The organism is Microbacterium sp. Se5.02b (assembly GCF_019464375.1).
Classification (GTDB): Bacteria; Actinomycetota; Actinomycetes; order Actinomycetales; family Microbacteriaceae; genus Microbacterium.
The window spans coordinates 2,137,534-2,156,682 of sequence record NZ_CP080491.1; the positions used below are offsets into that span (position 1 = coordinate 2,137,534).

A 19,149-nucleotide genomic window follows, 5' to 3' on the forward strand; every position below is an offset into this window, starting at 1 on the left:
CCGTGGTGGTTGACAGGAGCCGTCGAGGAGTGGCAGCGGGTGGAGTCAGCCGAGGGTCAGGCGGAGCACCCGGTCGTCCCCTGGTCGCGGGTCACCGCGCCCATCCGTGTTGTTCGTGAGCATCCACACGACTCCGTCGGGGGCCACCACCACGTCACGCAGCCGCCCGTACACGCCCGTCACATGCTCGTGGGAAGCAGCCAGATCGTCCAACGGAGTCTCACGAATCCTCTCGCCCCGCAGGTTCGCGATGAAGAGGCGCCCGTCCGTGATCGCGATGCCGCTCGGGCTGGCGTCGGACGGCGACCACTGCTGGACAGGATCGATGAAGCCCGGCCGATCGGCGATGCCCTCCACGTCGGGCCACCCGTAGTCGCTGCCTGCCTCGATCACGTTCAGCTCGTCCCAGGTGTCCTGACCGAACTCGCTCGCGTACATCGTCCCGTCGTCGTCCCATGCGAGTCCCTGCGGGTTGCGGTGCCCGTAGCTGTAGACGGGCGATCCCTCGAAAGGATTGTCGGCGGGGATCGATCCCGTCGGCGCGATGCGGAGGATCTTCCCCGCGAGCGACTCCAGATCCTGCGCACTCCGACGGTCTCCGGCATCCCCCGTCGTCACGTAGAGCATTCTGTCGGGACCGAATGCGATCCGTCCGCCGTTGTGGTTCGTCCCTGCGGGGATGCCGGACAGGATCGTCTCGGACTTGCCGAGTTCGAGCGCCCCGGCGGCTCCGCTCACGACGAAACGCTGGACACGGTTGCCGGCCGCCGTCGTGGAGTAGGCGTACAGCCTGTCGTCGCGCACGGCGATCCCCAACAGCCCTCCTTCTCCACGCGTCTCCACGCCGGCGATCTCCCCGACCTCGCGAATCGTGCCGTCTGCGGTGAGTTCCACGATCCGCGCGCTGTCGCGTTCGCTGATCAATGCGGTGCCGTCGTGGAAGGCGATGGACCATGGCGCCGCCAGGCCGTCCGCGATCGTGACCTCCTGCAGCGAACGCGACTCACCGGCGGTCGTCGACGGAGCGGGCGACGGCAGCGGCACGGGGTCGGGAAGAGCGCACGCGGCGAGGAGGCCGGCGACGGCAGACACCGTGAGGAACGCGGCCCATCCGCGGCGACCCGTCATCGTCATCCTGGCTCCGTCCCTGGCGCTGACGTGGTCCACGCCCGCTTCGACCCTAGGCTCGCGGCACGCTGCGCGGAAGGTGTCTCGACGCAGCATTCTTCCGTCGGTGTCCGAGGTCGGTCGTAGGGTGCGACCGTGGCCATGCAACGCACCCTTCCCGGTCCGTGTCCGCTGTGCGCGAGCACGACGGGCACGCATATCGACGACGCGTGGTACTGCGCCCTGTGCGGGTGGCGCTACGGCGACGCGCCCGACCCCGAACTCCCTCTCCCGCGCGTCGACGTGGTCTACTACATCCGTTTCGACCGTCGGGTGAAGATCGGCACGAGCCGCCGTCCGCGTCAGCGACTCTCGAGCATCCGCCACGACGAAGTGCTGGCCTTCGAGCAGGGCGGGCGGGCGCTCGAGCAGCAGCGGCATCGGGAGTTCGCGGCGCTCCGGGAGGGCGGCGAATGGTTCACGTACTCGAGTGAGGTCCGCACGCACGTCGCCGAGTTGCGCCGAGCGGGCGATCCCTGGCAGCTGTACGCCCGATGGTTCAGCTCCGCGTTGCGCGGCTGACCACGTATGACGATGCCGGGTGACGGCTCGGAGAAGTCCCGTCACCCGGCATCGCGTCTCGCGGAGATCAGGCGGTGGCTGCGCGCCCCCGCGTCGTCGCCGGCTGCGGCTGCGAGAACAGCACGACGACGATCACGGCAGCGCCGACGACGACGTGCGGCAACCACACGTTCAGCGCCTCGTCAGCGAAGCCGAACAACCACGGGGACAGCGCCAGGAAGAGGCTCGCGACGATGTCGAACACGAGGTGCACGGGCATCGGGATGAACCCGAACGGGCCCCACTCGTACTTCGTGAAGAGGCTGTAGACGATCAACCCGACGCCGAGCACGATCGGGATGACGACGGCGGCACCGCCGACGTTGGCGAAGCCGAAGAGCCAGGGTGCGGCGATCAGCGCGATGCCGACGATGTAGTCGAGGACTCCGTGGACCTTGGTGGGGATGAAGCGCATGATTCCTCCTTGTGTGGCGTCGCTCAGCGCGACTCACCACTGGTTCGGCGCACGCGCCGGATCGGATTGCCCCCCCCCGGTTTCCGAATATGACGGCGGCGCGATCTCGGAGGTCCGCGGAATCGATAGATTCGAGAGCAGGTGCTGCCCGTGCACCTCACCCGAACCCCTGGAGCAACAAAATGACCTCTCGTCGCCGCGCCCTCGTGGGCGCCGCTCTCGTCCTCACCAGCGCGCTCCTGGTCACCGCCTGCAGCTCGTCCGGTTCGGGCGACGCGGCGACCGAGAAGGCGGAGGACGCTCCCAAGATCACCTTCCTCTACTCCCCCTACGCCGACTACGCCCCCTTCTTCCTCGCAGAGGAGAAGGGGTACTTCGAGGACGCAGGGCTCGACGTCGAGCTCGTGGCCAAGGGCGGCAGCTCCGGCGAGACCTACCAGCAGGTGAGCACCGGCAACATCACCGCGGGTGGTGCGACCTGGGGGGCAGGCCTCTTCAACGCCACGAAGTCGGGAGCCTCGATCTCCGTGATCGCCAGCGTCTCGCGTATCCCGGAGTCGGGGGCGAACCCCTCACCGCTGATCGCGTCGGACGCCTCGGACGTGAAGGATGCCGCAGACCTCGAGGGCAAGAAGATCGGCATCCCCGGCGACGGTGGATTCGGCATCTACTCCGTCGCGCTCGCGCTCGAGTCCGCCGGCCTGAGCGTCGACGATGTGGAGCTCGTCAACCTGAGCCCCGGCGACATCCCCGCCGCTCTCGCGAACGGCTCCGTGGACGCGAGCTGGTCGATCGAGCCGATCTCCTCCGCCGTCATCGCGCAGGGCATCGCCCACGAAGTGCTCCCCATCGACTACCAGGCGGGCGTGGAGCTGGGGGCCATGGTGTTCAACACCGAGTACGTCGAGAAGCACCCGGCTGCCGTCACCGCCTTCACCGCCGCCTACCTCCAGGCCGTCAAGGAACTCGAAGACGGAGGCTGGAGCGATCCCGCGACGCAGGAGATCATCGCCGAGTACACCGACCTGCCGGTCGAGACGCTGACATCCATCGCGCTCACGACGCAGGACCCGAGCGGCGCCATCGACTGGACCGATGTCGCCCGGCAGGAGCAGTTCTTCCGCGACCGCGATGCTCTCGAGTTCGACGGGGACTCCGGGATCAAGGACATCTACCGCGATGACATCCTGAAGGACGCGATCGCGCTGCAGGAGAGCGGCGACCTGGCCTCCTCGAAGAAATGAGCGGCCTCCGCGTCCAGGGCCTCTGGAAGGCCTATGCGAACGCCGACCGCAAGGACGACCTCCTCGTCGCCCTGCAGGACATCGACCTGGAGATCGCCGACAACGAGTTCGTCTGCGTGCTCGGGCCGTCGGGATGCGGCAAGAGCACCCTGCTGCGTCTCGCGGCGGGGCTCGAGAAGCCGAGCCTCGGCACGATCGAGACCTCCAGCCGGCCATCGGTGGTGTTCCAGGAGCACGGAGTGTTTCCCTGGCTGACCGTCGCGCAGAACATCGGCTATCCGTTGAAGCTCCGTGGCCTCTCCCGGGCGCAGCGGAAGGACCGGGTGGACCAGCTGCTCGACCTCGTGGGGCTGTCCGACTTCGGCGGGTTCTACCCCGCGCAGATCTCCGGCGGCATGCGACAGCGCACCTCTGTAGCGCGCGCCCTCGCCGACGACGGCGACCTGCTCCTGATGGACGAGCCGTTCGGTGCCCTCGACGAGCAGACCCGCGTCACGCTGCAGCAGGAGCTGCTGCAGATCTGGGAGCGCACGTCGAAATCGGTCATGTTCATCACCCACAGCGTCGACGAAGCTCTCATGCTCGCCGACCGTGTCGTCGTCATGTCGCATCGACCAGGACGCATCATCGACGACATCCTCGTCCCGTTCGGTCGGCCGCGTGACATCGCGGGCCTGCGTCGCGATCCCCGATACGGCGAGATCACGGCTCGACTGTGGTCGCTGCTCGAGAACGCGACGGAACAGGAGCTGGCGTCATGACGACGATCGCCGACCCGCAGATCGAAGCACAGCTCAAGGAAGCCGTGCGCGCCGAGCGGGGATCCGTGTGGGTGCGTCGGCTCGGCCCCTACACCCCTGTGCTCATCCTGGTCGTGTGGGAGATCGCGAGCCGCACCGGGATCCTCGATGCGCGGTTCTTCCCGGCGCCGACCTCGATCATCGAGACGTTCTTCGAGCTCCTGGTCTCCGGCGTCCTGTTGGAGAACATCGGAATCACACTGTCCCGCATCGCGATCGGCTTCGTGCTGGGCGCGATCCCCGGCATCGTCCTCGGGATCCTCCTCGGGTCCGTGCGCACGCTGAGACTTCTGCTCGATCCGATCTTCTCCGCGCTGCTGCCGGTGCCGAAGGTCGCCATCTTCCCGTTGCTGCTGCTGATCTTCGGCCTCGGCGAGACGAGCAAGTACGTCATCGTCGCGATCGGCGTGTTCTTCTACCTGCTCTTCAACACGCTCGGCGGCGTCATGCAGACGCCGCCGCTGCTGAACGACGTGGCCAATGCCAATGGTGCGACGCGACTGCAGCGCTGGATGACCGTGTCGTTCCCGTATGCGCTTCCTTCGATCTTCACCGGCATCAAGCTCGCCACCGGCGGCGCCTTCGTCATCATCGCCGCATCCGAGTTCGTCGGTGCGAACAGCGGTCTCGGCTACATGATCTGGAGCTCGTGGGGCACGTTCGCCGTATCGAAGATGTACGTCGGCATCGTGACGATCTCGGTACTCGGCTACGCCGCCACCGCGCTGTGGGCGCTCCTGGAGCGTCGCGTCGTCCCGTGGGTGAAGTACTGAGCGGGGTGCTATGAACATCGAGGCTGAGAAGGCACTCGCGGCGCTCCGCGACCTGCTCCGGAGCGCCGTCGCGGAGGCCGAGCCGGACGACGTCGCCCTGGCGGCGCTCTGGGTGCTTCAGGCGGAGATGCTCGACCTGCCGGAGTTCGGCATCCGGATGCTGCGGCGCGACCTCGACCGGCTCGCCGACCTCGGCCGTCCCGGTGTGACGCCGAGCGATGACGGTGCGGCGATCGGTTCCGTCGATGCGACCGGAGTGCCCGGCGTGGTCGCCCTGGCCACCGGTGTGCGGCGTGCTCGTCGGAGCGTCGAGGCGCACGGGCTGGCGATCGTCGGGATCCGCGGTGCCGGAGCGCTCGGGATCCTCGGGCTTGCCGCGCGGTCGCTCGCCGCCGACGGAACGGTCGCGCTCCTCGCCGCACAGTCGCCGGCGTCGGTCGCGCCGTGGGGCGCGCACGCGGCCGCGATCGGCACGAATCCCCTCGCTCTGGGGTCCCGCGTGACGATGCCTCACCTCTCGTGATCGACTATGCGACGTCGGCGCTGACACTCGCCGCAGTCCGGGAGGCACGTGCCTCCGGAGTCCTGCTTCCCGAGGGAGGAGCCGTCGATGCGGACGGCGCATCCACGATCGACCCCGCTGCCGTCGCGGCGCTGCTCCCCGCGGGGCTCGTGGGCTCCTTGACCGGTCTCGTGGTCGAGCTTCTCGCGGGCGTCGCGGTGGGCGGGCGGGTCACCGACCCTGGACTGCCGTCGAGCCGCGGAGCGCTCCTCATCGCGTTCGACCCGGCTCGCGCGGGTGGCACGGATGCCGCGGCTGCCGCATCCGCGCTCGATCGCGATTGGCGCGCAGCAGGCGGTCACCTGCCCGCGCGTTTCGACATCCTGGCGACCGGGGCCGCACACCTGCCGACGTCGGTCGACCTCGACGGCGACGACGTGGCCTGGCTCCGCGACACGGCTTCGGGGACCACACGGGCATGAGCGGTTCCTCCCCACGTTCGCCCTCACCGTGACTCCGCAGATCGGCCCACTGTGGGAGCGTCGATCGCTCCGGCTCACCGGCGCCGTCCCCGGATCACTGGCCACCGTGCGTGCTGTCACCGCCAGAGATGGCGGCGACTGGGCGGCGCAGGCGACGTTCCTCGCCGACCGTCATGGGGTGGTCGACCTCGCGACCCAGGCTCCGGTGTCCGGCGACTACCGGGTCGCGGACTCGATGGGTCTGTTCTGGTCGCAGCGCCGGGAACCGGGCACGACCGGATCCGCAGAGCCGACCGATGTCGATCGGCCGATCTCGACCGTCTTCACGGCGTGGACAGAGCCTGCAACGGGGCACCTGGACGCTCCGGGCGATGGCGCTCCCGCAGCGGAGGTCACGGTGGGCGTCACGCAGTGGGTCCGCAGCGAAGACGTCGAGCGCACCGGAGTCCGCACGGACGGTCTCGTGGGAACACTGTTCCGCCCTCGTCGCGTCGGCCCGCTCCCCACCGTGATCGTGCTCAACGGCTCCGGAGGAGGGATCAACGAGGCCCGCGCGGCGCAATACGCCTCCAGGGGTGTGCAGGCACTTGCCCTGGGGTACTTCCGCGCCCCGGGTCTTCCCGAGCACATCTCCCGCACGCCGCTGGAGTACTTCGAACGCGCGCTGCGATACGCGGCACGCACCCTGTCCCCGAAAGGCGGGTTGCCGCTCGTGAGCGGTCAGTCCCGCGGCGGTGAGCTGTCGCTCCTGCTGGCCGCCACCTATCCCGAGCTCATCCTCGGGATCGCGCCGTTCGTTCCCGGTGCCTTCGTCTTCGGCGCTCAGGGGGCAGCCGATCCCGCCGAGGGGTGGGACGGGCCGACGTGGACGCGAGGTGGTGAACCGCTCGACCACCTCTGGCACGACAACAGCGGCGTGACCTGGCAGCCCTGGAACGATGCGCCCGCGCCCACGCGGCATCGTGACGTATACGTCGACGGCCTCCATGACCGCGAACTCGCCCGGGCTTCGCGCATCCCGATCGAGAGGTTCTCCGGACCCGTCGCGTGCGTGTCGGGGCTGGACGATCGCGCATGGCCGTCGAACATGGCCTCGCGCATCGTGCTCGACACCTTGGAGCGTCACGGACACGGCGCCGAGCGTCTGCACCTCGACTACGAGGAGGCCGGGCACGGCATCGCGCTCCCCCACCTCCCCAGCACCGACATCGAGCGGGTGCACCCCGTCTCCGGCGTCCACTACTCCAACGGCGGTACTCCCCGCGGCAACGCCGTCGCGAGCGAGCACTCGTTCGAGCAGATCTGCGCATTCATCCACCGCACCGCCGACGCGGCCGCCGCCGCCGACGCGATCGACATCGACCACGAAGGACGGTAGCCATGCCCGCGAAGGAGCATCTGGAAGGTCAGTGGCGGGAGTGGCGGCACGCCCGCGTCTCGGAGCTCACGCGCCCGTACGGCTGGACGGCTCTGGTCGCCCAGCACTGGCTGCGCGACGGGGAGTCGGGTCTCGTCCTCGACGGTCTCCCCGGCACCTGGGGCGTGGAAGACGGACGTGTCCTGTACACACCGCCATCCGAGGGGCCGAACCTCGTCGTCGACGGCGAGTACCCCACCGCGCCCGTCGAGATCATCCCCGGGCGCAATCAGACCTACGGGCACGGCCGCAGCGTGCCCGTCTACTTCGGCGTGAGCGAAGTGGAGACCATCCCCGTACGACCGACGACGGCGACCGCATCTTCGCCGTGCGTGTGCGCGACCCGCGGGAGTCGGCCCGAAAGGACTTCTCCGGCCTCGCGGCCTACGACTACGACCCTGCCTGGCGCATCCCGGCGCGCTTCACCCCGGCGGTGCGTGAAGACGTGGAGCAGGTCACGGTCGAGACGGGCGTCCGCGAGACCACAGCGCGCATCGGCACCCTCTCCTTCGAGTACGGCGGCCGCGGGTACGAACTCGCGCTGATCGGGAAAGACGCCTCGTACGGCGTGCAGCCCGTCGCGCACATCCGCGACCTGACCAGCGGGAAGACGACGTACGGTGCCGGGCGCGTCGTCGAGCTGCAGTTCGCCGACGAGCACGGTGAGCAGATCGACCACATCGACTTCAACTACCTGACCGCGCTCCCCTGCGCGTTCACCAACTTCGTCACGTGTCCGCTTCCGCCGAGCCAGAATCACCTGGACTTCGAAGTGCAGGCAGGCGAGAAGAAGCCGGCCGTCGACATCGATCGAGTGCTCACGTTCCACAGCGCCTGATCGGACGCCATCCGTGCGCTCACACGGCGGCGGTCCACCCGTACAGCCGGGTGAGCGCGGCGCTCACCCGGTCGTAGCGCGTGCGATCGAGCACGGCGGCCTCACGCCGCAGGCCCCGTTCGTGGACGCTGTACAGCTGCTCGATGTCGACCCAGGACTCGCGTCCCTGCGAGTCCCACGCGCCGCTGCCGATCGAGAGGTAGTCGCGATCGCCGTCGTGCGGCTTGCTCGTCATCCGCACGGCGTACACACGGTCCGCCGACTCCCGGCCGATCACGAGCACAGGGCGATCCTTGCCACGTCCGTCGTTCTCCTCGTACGGCACCCAGGTCCAGACGACTTCGCCCGCATCCGGGGCGCCGTCGCGTTGCGGAGAATACGCGACCCGCAGGTCGCCGATCCGGTGCGGGTCGATGCGGACCGTCTCGGTCCCCGGGCACGACCCTGGTCCGTCGCGCCTTCCGCAGCCGTCGATCGCTCGCCAGAGGTCCGCAGACGCGCATCCGGGCGCCTCGGAGGTGATGTCCGAGACGCCCGGTTCGATCCCACCGCCTTGAGCAGGATCTCTGCGAGTGCTGTCAGGATGCCGTTGGTCTTGCCCACACGGTCACCCTAACCGCTGATCACGCGTCCGCGAGTGCGTAGCCCTCCTCGCCGTGGACGACCTGGTCCACGCCGGCGATCTCGTCCTCGTTCGTGATGCGGAAGCCGATCGTCTTCTGGATCGCGAAGCCGATGATGAACGCCACCACGAAGGAGTAGATCAGCACGCCCAGCGCCGCGATGACCTGGACCGCGAGCTGACGGGCGTCGCCGCCGACGAACAGGCCGGTGCCCGTGGCGAAGAACCCGAGGTAGAGGGTTCCGATGAGACCGCCGACGAGGTGGATGCCGACCACGTCGAGCGAGTCGTCGAACCCGAGACGGAACTTCAGTTCGACGGCCAGCGCGCAGACGATACCGGCGACGGCACCGAGCAGCAGCGACCACCCGGGGGTGAGGTTGGCGCATGCCGGGGTGATGGCGACGAGACCCGCGACCGCACCGGAGGCGGCGCCGACGGAGGTCGCCTTGCCGTCCTTGATGCGTTCGATCAGGATCCAGCCGAGGATGGCGGCCGCCGTCGCACCGAGGGTGTTCAGGCCGATGAGTCCGACGCCGCCCATGTCCTCGGCGAGCCATTCCGCACCGGCGTTGAAGCCGAACCATCCGAACCACAGCAGCGCGGCGCCGAGCAGCGTGAGCGGGACGTTGTGCGGCTTGAGGATGCCCTTCTGGAAGCCGATGCGCTTGCCGAGGACGAGGGCGAGGGCGAGGGCCGCAGCGCCCGCGTTGATGTGCACCGCCGTTCCACCGGCGTAGTCGATGACGCCGATCCCGCTGTCCTCACCGAAGAGCGTGGTGCCGAGGTTCATGATCCAGCCTCCGCCCCAGACCCAGGCGGCGACCGGGAAGTAGCCGACGGTGGCGAAGATGCCGGCGAAGATCAGCCAGCTGCCGAACTTCGCACGGTCCGCGATCGCGCCGGAGATCAGCGCGACCGTGATGATCGCGAAGGTCGCGCCGTAGGCGACGCCGAGGAGCGCCACGTTGGATCCCTCACCGGAGGCCAGGCTCGAGAGACCGAAGTCCGCGAACGGGTTGCCGGCGAAGGCGGTCGGGCTGTCGACGGCGCTCATCGAGAAGCCGAAGAGAATCCACAGCACGGCGACGAGTCCGATGGAGCCGAAGCTCATCATCATCATGCTGACGACGCTCTTGGCCTTGACGAGACCGCCGTAGAAGAAGGCGACGCCGGGCGTCATGAGCAGGACCAGCGCCGTGGCGGTGATCGCCCACGAGATGTTGCCGGGAGCATCCATAGGAAAACCTCACATCCGAAGTAATTGAAGCTTCAGTGTGACGACGCGCCGTTTCGCGGATGCGTGGGGTTTGTTTCCGCAGGGTTACAGCGGGGCCCCGGGTGTGAACATCGCGTTACGCGGGCCTGCGGGCTTACGCAGAATGTGTCAGGGCGTTGAGACGCGACACCGCGCGAAGGTACTTCTTGCGGTATCCACCCGCCAGCATCTCCTCGGAGAAGACGGAGTCGAGGCCCAGGCCCGTCGCGATGATCGGGATCTGCGCGTCGTACACCCTGTCGACGAAGGCGACCAGACGCAGGGCCTCCGACTGGTCGGTGAGCTGATGCACATCGCGGAGGCCGACCCGATCGAGGCCTTCGATGAGGCGGATGTACCGCGAGGGGTGAACCTGCGCGAGATGACGGATGAGGTCGTCGAACCGGTCGTCTGACACGATGCTCTCGGCGCCGGCCTTCGCCGAGACCTCAGCGTAGGTGTCGTCGTCGAGCACGAGCGCATGACCGTCGAGTGCGCGCTGGCGGAAGTCGACCCCGTCGATGCGGAGCGTCTGGAAGCTGTCCGACATGGCGTGGATCTCCCGGAGGAAGTCCTGGGCGGCGAAGCGGCCCTCGCCGAGCGCGTTCGGCGGGGTGTTCGACGTCGCTGCGAGTCGCGTGCCCGTGGGGACGAGCTCGCCGATGAGTCTGGTCATCACCATCGTGTCGCCCGGATCATCCAACTCGAACTCGTCGATGCAGAGCAGATCCGCGCCCTTGAGCAGATCGACGGTGTTCTTGTAGCCGAGCGCGCCCACCAGGGCCGTGTACTCGATGAACGAGCCGAAGTACTTCCGACGTGCAGGCATCGCATGGTAGATCGAGGCCAGCAGATGCGTCTTGCCGACACCGAAGCCGCCGTCGAGGTATACACCGGGCTTGAGCTCCGGCTCTTTCTTGGCTCGGCGGAAGAAGCCGCCGCGCTTGACGGGGGCACCGCGTCCGGCGAACCGCATCAGCGTCTGCTTCGCCTCTTCCTGGGAGGGATACGCGGGGTCGACCCGGTAGCTGTCGAAGGTCGCGGAGTCGAACTGCGGCGGGGGCACCAGGCTCGCCAGCATCTCAGGTCCGCTGACGGTCGGCTGACGCTCGGTGAGGTGCACGATTCCCGTGCGGCTGGTCGGGTCGGTCATCACGGTCCTGGATCAGGTGCCTGCCTGTGTCGAAGTCTTACGAATCGGGCGCAGGCGGCTCAGCGGGGATCTATCGTCGAAGGGGACGGATCAACACTACGCCGTCCGCACCCGCCCGTTCGCCCGCGCAATGCTTGGAGATCCCATGGCCGTCGAGTTCGATTCCTCCTCCCCGAAGTTCGCCGAGTATGCCGAGCCCGGCCGCCTCGTCACCACCGAGTGGCTCGCGGAACGGCTGGGGACGCCGGGGCTCGTGGTCGTGGAGTCCGACGAGGACGTGCTCCTCTACGAGACCGGACACATCCCCGGCGCGGTCAAGGTCGACTGGCACACCGAGCTCAACGACCCGGTGGTGCGCGACTACGTCGATGGGGAGGGCTTCGCCGCGCTGCTCAGCCGCAAGGGCATCGCCCGCGACGACACGGTGGTGATCTACGGCGACAAGAACAACTGGTGGGCGGCGTACGCGCTGTGGGTGTTCTCGCTCTTCGGTCACGAGGATGTCCGCCTCCTCGACGGCGGCCGCGACCGATGGATCGCCGAGGGTCGTGAGCTGACCCGCGAGCCCGCGAACCGTCCCGCGACGGAGTACCCCATCGTCGAGCGCGACGACTCCGTGATCCGCGCATACAAGGAGGACGTGCTCGCGCACATCGGCAGCCCCTTGATCGACGTCCGTTCCCCCGAGGAGTACAGCGGTGAGCGCACGACAGCGCCTGCCTACCCCGAGGAGGGCACACTTCGCGCCGGACACATCCCCACGGCGCAGAGCGTGCCGTGGGCGAAGGCCGTCGCCGAGGACGGCGGATTCCGCAGCCGTGCCGAACTCGACGCGATCTACCGCGACGGCGCCGGACTCCGCGACGGCGATGACGTCGTCGCGTACTGCCGTATCGGTGAGCGCTCGAGCCACACGTGGTTCGTTCTCAAGCACCTCCTCGGCTTCGGGAACGTGCGCAACTACGACGGCTCGTGGACCGAGTGGGGCAGCGCCGTCCGTGTTCCGATCGTCACGGGGACCGAGCCGGGATCCCTCTGATCGTGGGAGAATGTCAGGGATGAGCGCGAGCGAAGTTCCTGAGGCACTGGCCGAGATCCGCGACGGCTTCCTGGAGACTCCGGAGTCCGATCGGCTCCTGCTGCTGCTCGAGTACTCCGACGAGCTCCCCGACGTGTCGGAGGAGGTCGCCGCCCACCCCGAGATGTACGAGCGGGTCGCGGAGTGCCAGTCCCCCGTCTACATCCACGTCGAGGTGCACGACGACATCGTCACGATGCACGCCACGGCTCCCCCGGAGGCTCCGACCACGCGTGGTTTCGCGAGCATCCTGGTGCAGGGTCTCACCGGACTCACCGCCGACGAGGTACTGGCGATCCCGAACGACTACCCTCAGTCGATCGGGCTCACCAAGGCGGTCTCGCTGCTGCGGATCGGCGGGATGACGGGCATGCTCATGCGTGCGAAGAACCAGGTCGTCCAGAAGCGCTGAGCCCCTGCGCGTCGAGCCACTCGGTGATCGCCGTGCTCCAGCCGATCTCGTCGTAGTTCCAGAGCTTGGTGTGCCGTGCCACGGTGAACCTCGGCATGGTGACCAGATCCGGACGCGCCTCCTGCAGCGCATGCGAGGAGTCCGCAGGCACGAATCCATCGTCGTCGCTGTGGAGGATCAGGATCGGAGCAGAGAGCTCGTCCGCGCGCGCGACCATGTCGAGGCGATCGAAGCGTATCGGCTCGTCGGCGCCGCTGAGACGCGCTGTCAACGGTGATTGCAGAGCACCCATGGCGAGTGTCGGAAGAGGTGCGCGCACTCCGGCCATTCGTGCCTGGAACCGCAGCACCGTGCGCCAGTCGACGACCGGCGACTCCAGGATGATCCCCGCGATACGGTCGCGATGCCCCGAGGTCACGGCCGCCTGCAGAGAGACAGCGCCGCCCATCGACCAGCCCATCAGGATCACCCGCTCGGCACCGTGGCGGAGGGCATAGGCGATCGCGGAGTCCACGTCCCGCCACTCCGAGGCGCCGAGAGCGTATGCTCCGGCCCTGGTGCGGGGGGCCTCACCGTCGTTGCGGTAGGAGACGACGAGTGTGGGCAGTCCCGCGGCGTGCAGGACGGGGACGGCACGCAGGCACTCTGCGCGCGTGGCGCCTCGACCGTGAACCTGGATCACCCAGGTGGACGATGATCCGGGGAAGAACCAGGCGGGGCAGGGTCCGGCGGGGGAACCGATGAGAAGGTTCTCCCAGGGCAGATGGAGTTCGCTCGGCGATGAGTAGTAGTAGCCGCTGAAAGCGGCGGCGCGGTCCACGCGGGCGCCCGGCTTGATCTGCGTCAGGAGTTTGCGGCGGACGCTCGCGCCGTCGGCGCTCAGGACCGCGCCGACCTTGACGTACCCGTATGTGCCTGTCGTGAAGAGCCCGTACCGACCCGGCAGCTCGGTGTCGAGGGTGCGCTGCAGTTCGATCGTCTGCGCGCCCGTGTCGACCGCGAGGATCTGGGTGTCCATGGCACGCCTGATGGGTGTGACCACCCGACGGGCGACGGCGAACACGAGAAAGGCCGCTGCGGCGCCGATCGCGAGCACGGCGGGGACAAGGAGCGTAACGGCGTGCCTGAGACTCTTCATCGCTTCCTGACTCTAGCCTGTTGCCGTGACCGCACACCCCGAAGCCGGGACGCCATTCGACAGCGCTGTGACCGACCTGCGCGAGACCGTGTTCCGTGACGACATCACGGTCCGCGAGATCGCCACGCCGCAGGGCCTCGCGCCGTTCGCCCATGCACTGGCCGCCGACGTGCGCCCTGAGGGAGACGGGGAGTCGGTGTACGGCACCGGACGGTTCGTCCTTCTCCACGACCCGGAAGCGCCCGGCGCCTGGGGCGGCCCCTGGCGCATCGTCGTCTTCGCGCAGGCACCACTCGAGACGGAGATCGGCACCGACCCTCTCCTCGCGGATGTGACGTGGTCCTGGCTCGTGGACGCCCTCGACTCCCGCGGAGCGATCTATCACTCCGCATCCGGCACATCCACGAAGACCCTGTCGAAGGGTTTCGGAGGTCTCGCGGTCGAAGGCGACGGCGCCCAGATAGAATTGCGTGCGTCCTGGACACCGGAGGGCCCGATCCGACCGCACGTCGAAGCATGGGCCGAGCTGGTCGGAATGCTGGCGGGACTTCCGCCCGGCTCCGAGGGCATCGCCGTGATCGGCGCGCGAAAGGCTGTACGTGACTGAATACTCCGTGATCTCGGATGCCGAGGAGTTCCGCGCCGCCTGCGCCGTGCTCGCCGCAGGCACCGGCCCCGTCGCCGTCGACGTGGAGCGCGCGTCCGGTTTCCGGTACTCGCAGCGCGCCTACCTGGTGCAGGTCTTCCGCCGCGACGCCGGCGTGTTCCTCTTCGACCCGCCGGCGATCGGCGACTTCGCCCCGCTGCAGGCGGCGATCGGCGAGACCGAGTGGGTGCTGCACGCAGCGAGCCAGGATCTCCCCTCGCTCCGGGAACTCCACCTCGAGCCCACCGTGATCTTCGACACCGAGCTGGCGTCGCGTCTGCTGGGCCACGAGCGCGTCGGGCTGGCGGCCGTCGTCGAGGACGCGCTCGGCATCACTCTGAAGAAGGAGCACTCGGCGGCGGATTGGTCGACTCGACCGCTGCCCGATTCGTGGCTCGAGTATGCCGCGCTCGACGTGCTGCATCTCGTCGACGTCCGCGACGTCCTCGTCCTCGAACTGGAGGAACAGGACAAGACGGCGATCGCCGCCGAGGAGTTCGCCGCGACGCTGGCCCGTGCGCCGAAGCCGCCGCGGGAGGACCCGTGGCGGCGCCTCAGCGGCCTGCACCAGGTGCGCGGATCCCGCAACCTCGCGGTCGCCCGAGCGCTCTGGGAAGCCAGGGAGATGTACGCGCAGCAGCAGGACGTCTCCCCGGTCGACTCGTGCCGGATCGCTCCCTCGTCGCCGCCGTCATGGCGAACCCGCCGTCGAAACAGGCCCTCGCAGGAGTCAAGGAGTTCCAGGGGCGCGCGAGCCGCACCCAGCTGGACCGCTGGTGGCAGGCCATCGTCGACGGCCGCGCGGCCGAAGACCTCCCGCGCGAACGCGTCCCGAGCGACACTCTTCCGCCGCCGCGCGCCTGGGCGGATCGGAACCCCGAGGCCGACGCGCGCCTCAAGGCCGCCAGGCCCGTCGTGGAGGCCGTCGCCGAGGAGCTCGGGATGCCGACCGAGAACCTCCTCACACCGGAGTACCTGCGCCGCGTTGCCTGGGAGCTTCCGGGCGAGACGGCAGAAGACATCGCCCGAGCGCTGACGGCACTCGGCGCTCGTCCGTGGCAGGTTGCACGTACTGCACAGAAGATCGCGGACGCCTTTGTAGAGGCCGCGCAATCGCCCGACACCACCCCCGCACCGGCTTCGTAGGTTCGATCCAACCGATTCCTCCCCGTTTCTCGGGCTTCATAGACTGAGGTCACGCACTAACTTGGAGGCAGAGTGGCCGAGATCTCGGACGTCTTCTTCGTCGATGGAGTACGCACCCCCTTCGGGCGCGCCGGCGAAAAGGGCATGTACTGGAACACCCGCGCGGATGACCTCGCGGTCAAGGCGACCATCGGCCTGATGGAGCGCAACGCCGCCGTCCCGGCGGACCGCATCGACGATGTCGCCATCGCGGCGACGAGCCAGACCGGAGACCAGGGGCTGACCCTCGGCCGTTCGGTGGCGATCCTCGCCGGACTCCCGCAGACCGTGCCGGGACTCGCGGTCGAGCGCATGTGCGCCGGGGCGATGACCAGCGTCACCACCATGGGCGCATCGATCGGCGTCGGCATGTACGACTTCGCCCTGGCCGGTGGCGTCGAGCACATGGGGCACCACCCGATCGGCGGCAACGCCGACCCCAACCCGCGTTTCGTCGCGGAGAAGATGGTCGATCCTGGCGCCCTCAACATGGGAGTCACGGCCGAGAGGATCTTCGACCGCTTCCCGCATCTGACCAAGGAGCGCTCCGACCGCTTCGGCATGCTCAGCCAGCACAAGGTGCAGGCGGCGTATGACGCCGGCAAGATCCAGCCAGACCTGGTTCCGGTCGCCACCAAGGGCGTCGACGGCGCCTGGGGCCTCGCGACCGAGGACGAGGGCCGCCGTCCGCAGACGACGATGGAGGACCTCGCCGCCCTCAAGACGCCGTTCCGTCCGCATGGCCGCGTCACGGCAGGTACCTCGTCTCCGCTCACGGATGGCGCGACCATGTCGCTGCTCGCCGGCGGCGGTGCGGTGAAGGAGTTCGGACTCGCGCCGAAGATGCGCATGGTGTCGTTTGCCTTCGCCGGCGTGCAGCCCGAGATCATGGGCATCGGGCCGATCCCCTCGACCGAGAAGGCTCTGAAGAAGGCGGGTCTCACGATCGCCGACATCGGGCTGTTCGAGCTCAACGAGGCATTCGCCATCCAGGTGATCTCCCTGCTCGACCACTTCGGCATCGCCGACGACGACCCCCGCGTCAACCAGTGGGGCGGCGCGATCGCGCTCGGACACCCGCTGGCGGCATCCGGTGTCCGTCTGATGATCCAGCTCGCGGCGCAGTTCGCCGAGCGCCCCGATGTCCGTTACGGCCTGACCGCCATGTGCGTCGGGCTCGGGCAGGGCGGTTCGGTCATCTGGGAGAACCCGCACTACGACGGCAGGAAGAAGAAGTGAGCGCCCCCGTGACGAACTACGACGACATCGACTTCTCCCCCATCCAGGCCCTCACCGACGGCGAGGTCATCACGCACTCCCCCGTGCGCGACATCCGCCTCGCTTCCGGCAAGGTCCTCGCGCTCATCACGCTCGACAACGGTCGCGATCACACCCGCCCGAACACACTCGGTCCTGCGACGCTCACGCAGCTCGGAGAGACCCTCGACGGGCTCAAGGCACGCGCGGCCGCCGGCGAGATCCAGGCGGTCGGCATCACCGGCAAGCAGTACATCATGGCCGCCGGCGCGGATCTCTCGGACATCAGCAAGGTCGGCTCCCGCGACAACGCGCGCCTCATCGCTCAGCTCGGCCACAAGGTGCTCGGCAAGCTCGGCGACCTCGGCGTGCCGTCGTTCGCCTTCGTGAACGGCCTCGCGCTGGGCGGCGGTCTGGAGATCGCACTGAACTCCAGCTACCGCACGGTGGATGCGTCCGCCGCTGCGATCGCCCTGCCCGAGGTCTTCCTCGGCATCATCCCCGGCTGGGGCGGCGCGTACCTGCTGCCGAACCTCATCGGCATCGAGAACGCCCTCGAGGTCGTCATCTCGAATCCGCTCAAGCAGAACCGGATGCTGAAGCCGCAGCAGGCGTTCGACTTCGGCATCTTCGACGCGATCTTCCCCGCCGCGAACTACCTCGAGAACTCGCTGGCGTGGGCCGACGCGGTGCTCGGCGGCAAAAAGGTCGAGCGCAGGAACGAGCCCGGCAAGATCGAGCGCCTCACCAAATGGCCGATCGCCATCAAGATGGCTCGGGGCATGCTGGAGTCGAAGATCGGGACCGTCCCGAAGTCGCCGTACGCGGCACTCGACCTCCTTGACAAGGCGAAGAGCGGCACGAAGGCGGAGGGCTTTGCCCGCGAGGACGAGGCGCTGGCCGAACTCGTGACTGGCGACCAGTTCGCCGCGTCCATGTACGCGTTCGACCTGGTGCAGAAGCGCGCCAAGCGGCCCGTCGGCGCTCCCGACAAAGCCCTGGCGAAGAAGGTCACCAAGGTCGGCATCATCGGCGCCGGACTCATGGCCAGCCAGTTCGCGCTGCTGTTCGTGCGCAAGCTCCAGGTGCCCGTGCTCATCACCGACCTGGATCAGGCGCGCGTCGACAAGGGCGTCGCGTACATCCACGACGAGATCGGCAAGCTCGAGGCGAAGGGTCGGCTGGACTCCGACTCCGCCAACAAGCTGCGCGCGCTCGTGACGGGCACCACCGACAAGAGCCTCTACGCGGACTGCGACTTCGTGATCGAGGCCGTGTTCGAAGAGGTCGGCGTCAAGCAGCAGGTGTTCGGCGAGATCGAGAAGATCATCGCCGAGGATGCGATCCTCGCCACGAACACCTCGTCGCTGTCGGTCGAGGAGATCGGGTCGAAGCTCGCCCACCCCGAGCGACTGGTCGGCTTCCACTTCTTCAACCCGGTGGCGGTGATGCCGCTGATCGAGGTCGTGAAGACGCCCGCCACCGACGACGCCGCGCTCTCGACGGCCTTCGTCATCGCGAAGGGTCTGGGCAAGAACGCGGTCCTCACCGCCGACGCGCCCGGTTTCGTCGTGAACCGTCTGCTCGCCAAGGTCATGGGCGAGGCCGCCCGCGCCGTCTACGAGGGCACGCCGATCGCCGACGTCGAGAAGGCCTTCGGTCCGCTCGGCCTGCCGATGGGTCCGTTCCAGCTGATCGACCTGGTGGGTTGGAAGGTCGCCGCCCACGTGCAGGACACGATGGTGCGCGCCTTCCCCGACCGGTTCTACGCCAACGAGAACTTCCACGCGCTCGCCGAGCTCGATCAGGTCGTGGAGAAGGACAAGGGTGGACGAGTCGTCGGCTGGAGCAAGCAGGCCGAGAAGGTGCTGAAGCCCGCCGTCGGCAAGACCCCGGCGCCGGCGGCGACCATCCTCCAGCGTGTGCAGGACGGGCTGGCTCAGGAGATCAAGCTGATGCTGGACGAGGGGGTCGTCCCTGAGGTCGAGGACATCGATCTGTGCCTGATCCTCGGGGCCGGCTGGCCGTTCATCGACGGCGGTGCGTCGCCCTACCTCGATCGCGAGGGGGCATCCGAGCGCGCGTTCGGCGGATCCTTCCACACCCCGCAGATCCGAGGTGTCGAGAGCCGCTGAGTCGCACGCTCTTCATGACGAAGCGCCCCGCCGTTCGCGGTGGGGCGCTTCGTCGTGAAGAGCGAA

At 68.4% G+C, this 19,149-nt stretch carries 17 protein-coding genes and 2 pseudogenes; 13 read left to right on the top strand and 6 right to left on the bottom strand.

What is annotated here, in order from left to right; translation table 11 throughout:
• Nucleotides 1-45 precede the first annotated feature (45 nt).
• Nucleotides 46-1,128 (bottom strand): sorbosone dehydrogenase family protein, encoded by a 1,083-nt coding sequence (locus tag K1X59_RS10615; RefSeq protein ID WP_183152806.1) that lies wholly within the window; start codon nucleotides 1,126-1,128, stop codon nucleotides 46-48.
• A gap of 141 nt (nucleotides 1,129-1,269) precedes the next feature.
• Here K1X59_RS10615 and K1X59_RS10620 point away from each other — a divergent pair, with 141 nt between their 5' ends.
• Nucleotides 1,270-1,689 carry a GIY-YIG nuclease family protein gene (locus K1X59_RS10620; protein WP_183152807.1) on the top strand — a complete coding sequence of 140 codons (420 nt, stop codon included), beginning with the start codon at nucleotides 1,270-1,272 and terminating at the stop codon, nucleotides 1,687-1,689.
• Nucleotides 1,690-1,756: 67 nt separating this feature from the next.
• On the opposite strand, the gene K1X59_RS10625 is transcribed toward K1X59_RS10620, so the two are convergent.
• On the bottom strand, nucleotides 1,757-2,143 hold the full coding sequence (locus K1X59_RS10625; RefSeq protein ID WP_183150101.1) for an SPW repeat protein: 387 nt from the start codon (nucleotides 2,141-2,143) through the stop codon (nucleotides 1,757-1,759).
• Nucleotides 2,144-2,325: 182 nt separating this feature from the next.
• On the opposite strand from K1X59_RS10625, the gene K1X59_RS10630 reads away from it, so the two are divergent.
• The 6 genes and pseudogenes from K1X59_RS10630 to K1X59_RS10655 all read left to right on the top strand — a co-directional run bounded on the left by K1X59_RS10630 (nucleotide 2,326) and on the right by K1X59_RS10655 (nucleotide 8,199).
• A complete protein-coding gene (locus K1X59_RS10630) occupies nucleotides 2,326-3,387 on the top strand; it encodes an ABC transporter substrate-binding protein (RefSeq protein WP_183150102.1) in 1,062 nt (353 codons plus the stop codon).
• Entirely contained in the window at nucleotides 3,384-4,148 is a 765-nt protein-coding gene (locus K1X59_RS10635; RefSeq protein ID WP_183150103.1) for an ABC transporter ATP-binding protein, read from the top strand. The genes K1X59_RS10630 and K1X59_RS10635 overlap by 4 nt, the downstream gene beginning before the upstream one ends.
• Complete coding sequence (locus tag K1X59_RS10640; RefSeq protein WP_183150104.1) at nucleotides 4,145-4,960, top strand: ABC transporter permease; 816 nt, start codon at nucleotides 4,145-4,147, stop codon at nucleotides 4,958-4,960. Before K1X59_RS10635 ends, K1X59_RS10640 begins: the two co-directional genes overlap by 4 nt.
• 10 nt (nucleotides 4,961-4,970) lie before the next feature.
• Nucleotides 4,971-5,944, top strand: a pseudogene (locus tag K1X59_RS21325) (Ldh family oxidoreductase).
• Nucleotides 5,945-5,972: 28 nt separating this feature from the next.
• Nucleotides 5,973-7,322, top strand: coding sequence for an acyl-CoA thioesterase/bile acid-CoA:amino acid N-acyltransferase family protein (locus K1X59_RS10650; protein ID WP_258566791.1), 1,350 nt, complete (start codon nucleotides 5,973-5,975; stop codon nucleotides 7,320-7,322).
• Between the two features lie 367 nt (nucleotides 7,323-7,689).
• Nucleotides 7,690-8,199 (top strand): DUF1684 domain-containing protein, encoded by a 510-nt coding sequence (locus K1X59_RS10655; RefSeq protein WP_220173395.1) that lies wholly within the window; start codon nucleotides 7,690-7,692, stop codon nucleotides 8,197-8,199.
• Nucleotides 8,200-8,218: 19 nt separating this feature from the next.
• On the opposite strand, the gene K1X59_RS22865 is transcribed toward K1X59_RS10655, so the two are convergent.
• The 3 genes from K1X59_RS22865 to zapE all read right to left on the bottom strand — a co-directional run bounded on the left by K1X59_RS22865 (nucleotide 8,219) and on the right by zapE (nucleotide 11,232).
• The gene (locus K1X59_RS22865; protein ID WP_396652536.1) at nucleotides 8,219-8,524 is read right to left on the bottom strand and encodes a type II toxin-antitoxin system PemK/MazF family toxin; all 306 of its coding nucleotides are present in this window, start codon (nucleotides 8,522-8,524) and stop codon (nucleotides 8,219-8,221) included.
• A gap of 298 nt (nucleotides 8,525-8,822) precedes the next feature.
• Entirely contained in the window at nucleotides 8,823-10,061 is a 1,239-nt protein-coding gene (locus K1X59_RS10665) for an ammonium transporter (protein WP_183150107.1), read from the bottom strand.
• Nucleotides 10,062-10,194: 133 nt separating this feature from the next.
• The gene (gene zapE, locus K1X59_RS10670; RefSeq protein WP_183150108.1) at nucleotides 10,195-11,232 is read right to left on the bottom strand and encodes a cell division protein ZapE; all 1,038 of its coding nucleotides are present in this window, start codon (nucleotides 11,230-11,232) and stop codon (nucleotides 10,195-10,197) included.
• Between the two features lie 145 nt (nucleotides 11,233-11,377).
• Here zapE and K1X59_RS10675 point away from each other — a divergent pair, with 145 nt between their 5' ends.
• On the top strand, nucleotides 11,378-12,271 hold the full coding sequence (locus tag K1X59_RS10675; RefSeq protein ID WP_183150109.1) for a sulfurtransferase: 894 nt from the start codon (nucleotides 11,378-11,380) through the stop codon (nucleotides 12,269-12,271).
• Nucleotides 12,272-12,290: 19 nt separating this feature from the next.
• Nucleotides 12,291-12,722 (top strand): SufE family protein, encoded by a 432-nt coding sequence (locus K1X59_RS10680; protein ID WP_183150110.1) that lies wholly within the window; start codon nucleotides 12,291-12,293, stop codon nucleotides 12,720-12,722.
• Here K1X59_RS10680 and K1X59_RS10685 read toward each other — a convergent pair.
• Entirely contained in the window at nucleotides 12,685-13,860 is a 1,176-nt protein-coding gene (locus tag K1X59_RS10685) for a S9 family peptidase (protein ID WP_183150111.1), read from the bottom strand. The two genes, K1X59_RS10680 and K1X59_RS10685, sit on opposite strands and share 38 nt — an antisense overlap.
• Before the next feature lie 25 nt (nucleotides 13,861-13,885).
• Between K1X59_RS10685 and K1X59_RS10690 the strand changes: the two genes are divergently transcribed.
• The 4 genes and pseudogenes from K1X59_RS10690 (at nucleotide 13,886) to K1X59_RS10705 (ending at nucleotide 19,083) form a co-directional block, all read left to right on the top strand.
• Complete coding sequence (locus K1X59_RS10690; RefSeq protein WP_183150112.1) at nucleotides 13,886-14,467, top strand: DUF3000 domain-containing protein; 582 nt, start codon at nucleotides 13,886-13,888, stop codon at nucleotides 14,465-14,467.
• Nucleotides 14,460-15,652 (top strand): annotated as a pseudogene (locus tag K1X59_RS10695) (ribonuclease D). The gene K1X59_RS10690 and the pseudogene K1X59_RS10695 overlap by 8 nt, the downstream one beginning before the upstream one ends.
• Nucleotides 15,653-15,724: 72 nt before the next feature.
• Complete coding sequence (locus K1X59_RS10700) at nucleotides 15,725-16,930, top strand: thiolase family protein (RefSeq protein WP_183150113.1); 1,206 nt, start codon at nucleotides 15,725-15,727, stop codon at nucleotides 16,928-16,930.
• An 8-nt stretch (nucleotides 16,931-16,938) separates the two neighbouring features.
• Nucleotides 16,939-19,083 carry a 3-hydroxyacyl-CoA dehydrogenase NAD-binding domain-containing protein gene (locus tag K1X59_RS10705; protein WP_220174205.1) on the top strand — a complete coding sequence of 715 codons (2,145 nt, stop codon included), beginning with the start codon at nucleotides 16,939-16,941 and terminating at the stop codon, nucleotides 19,081-19,083.
• Nucleotides 19,084-19,149 lie beyond the last annotated feature (66 nt).

Excerpts from the sequence above, each read along its gene's own strand:
- K1X59_RS10615 (WP_183152806.1), bottom strand. The coding sequence starts at position 1,128 with ATGACGGGTCGCCGCGGATGGGCCGCGTTCCTCACGGTGTCTGCCGTC.
- K1X59_RS10620 (WP_183152807.1), top strand. The coding sequence starts at position 1,270 with ATGCAACGCACCCTTCCCGGTCCGTGTCCGCTGTGCGCGAGCACGACG.
- K1X59_RS10625 (WP_183150101.1), bottom strand. The coding sequence starts at position 2,143 with ATGCGCTTCATCCCCACCAAGGTCCACGGAGTCCTCGACTACATCGTC.
- K1X59_RS10630 (WP_183150102.1), top strand. The coding sequence starts at position 2,326 with ATGACCTCTCGTCGCCGCGCCCTCGTGGGCGCCGCTCTCGTCCTCACC.
- K1X59_RS10635 (WP_183150103.1), top strand. The coding sequence starts at position 3,384 with ATGAGCGGCCTCCGCGTCCAGGGCCTCTGGAAGGCCTATGCGAACGCC.
- K1X59_RS10640 (WP_183150104.1), top strand. The coding sequence starts at position 4,145 with ATGACGACGATCGCCGACCCGCAGATCGAAGCACAGCTCAAGGAAGCC.
- K1X59_RS10665 (WP_183150107.1), bottom strand. The coding sequence starts at position 10,061 with ATGGATGCTCCCGGCAACATCTCGTGGGCGATCACCGCCACGGCGCTG.
- zapE (WP_183150108.1), bottom strand. The coding sequence starts at position 11,232 with ATGACCGACCCGACCAGCCGCACGGGAATCGTGCACCTCACCGAGCGT.
- K1X59_RS10675 (WP_183150109.1), top strand. The coding sequence starts at position 11,378 with ATGGCCGTCGAGTTCGATTCCTCCTCCCCGAAGTTCGCCGAGTATGCC.
- K1X59_RS10680 (WP_183150110.1), top strand. The coding sequence starts at position 12,291 with ATGAGCGCGAGCGAAGTTCCTGAGGCACTGGCCGAGATCCGCGACGGC.
- K1X59_RS10685 (WP_183150111.1), bottom strand. The coding sequence starts at position 13,860 with ATGAAGAGTCTCAGGCACGCCGTTACGCTCCTTGTCCCCGCCGTGCTC.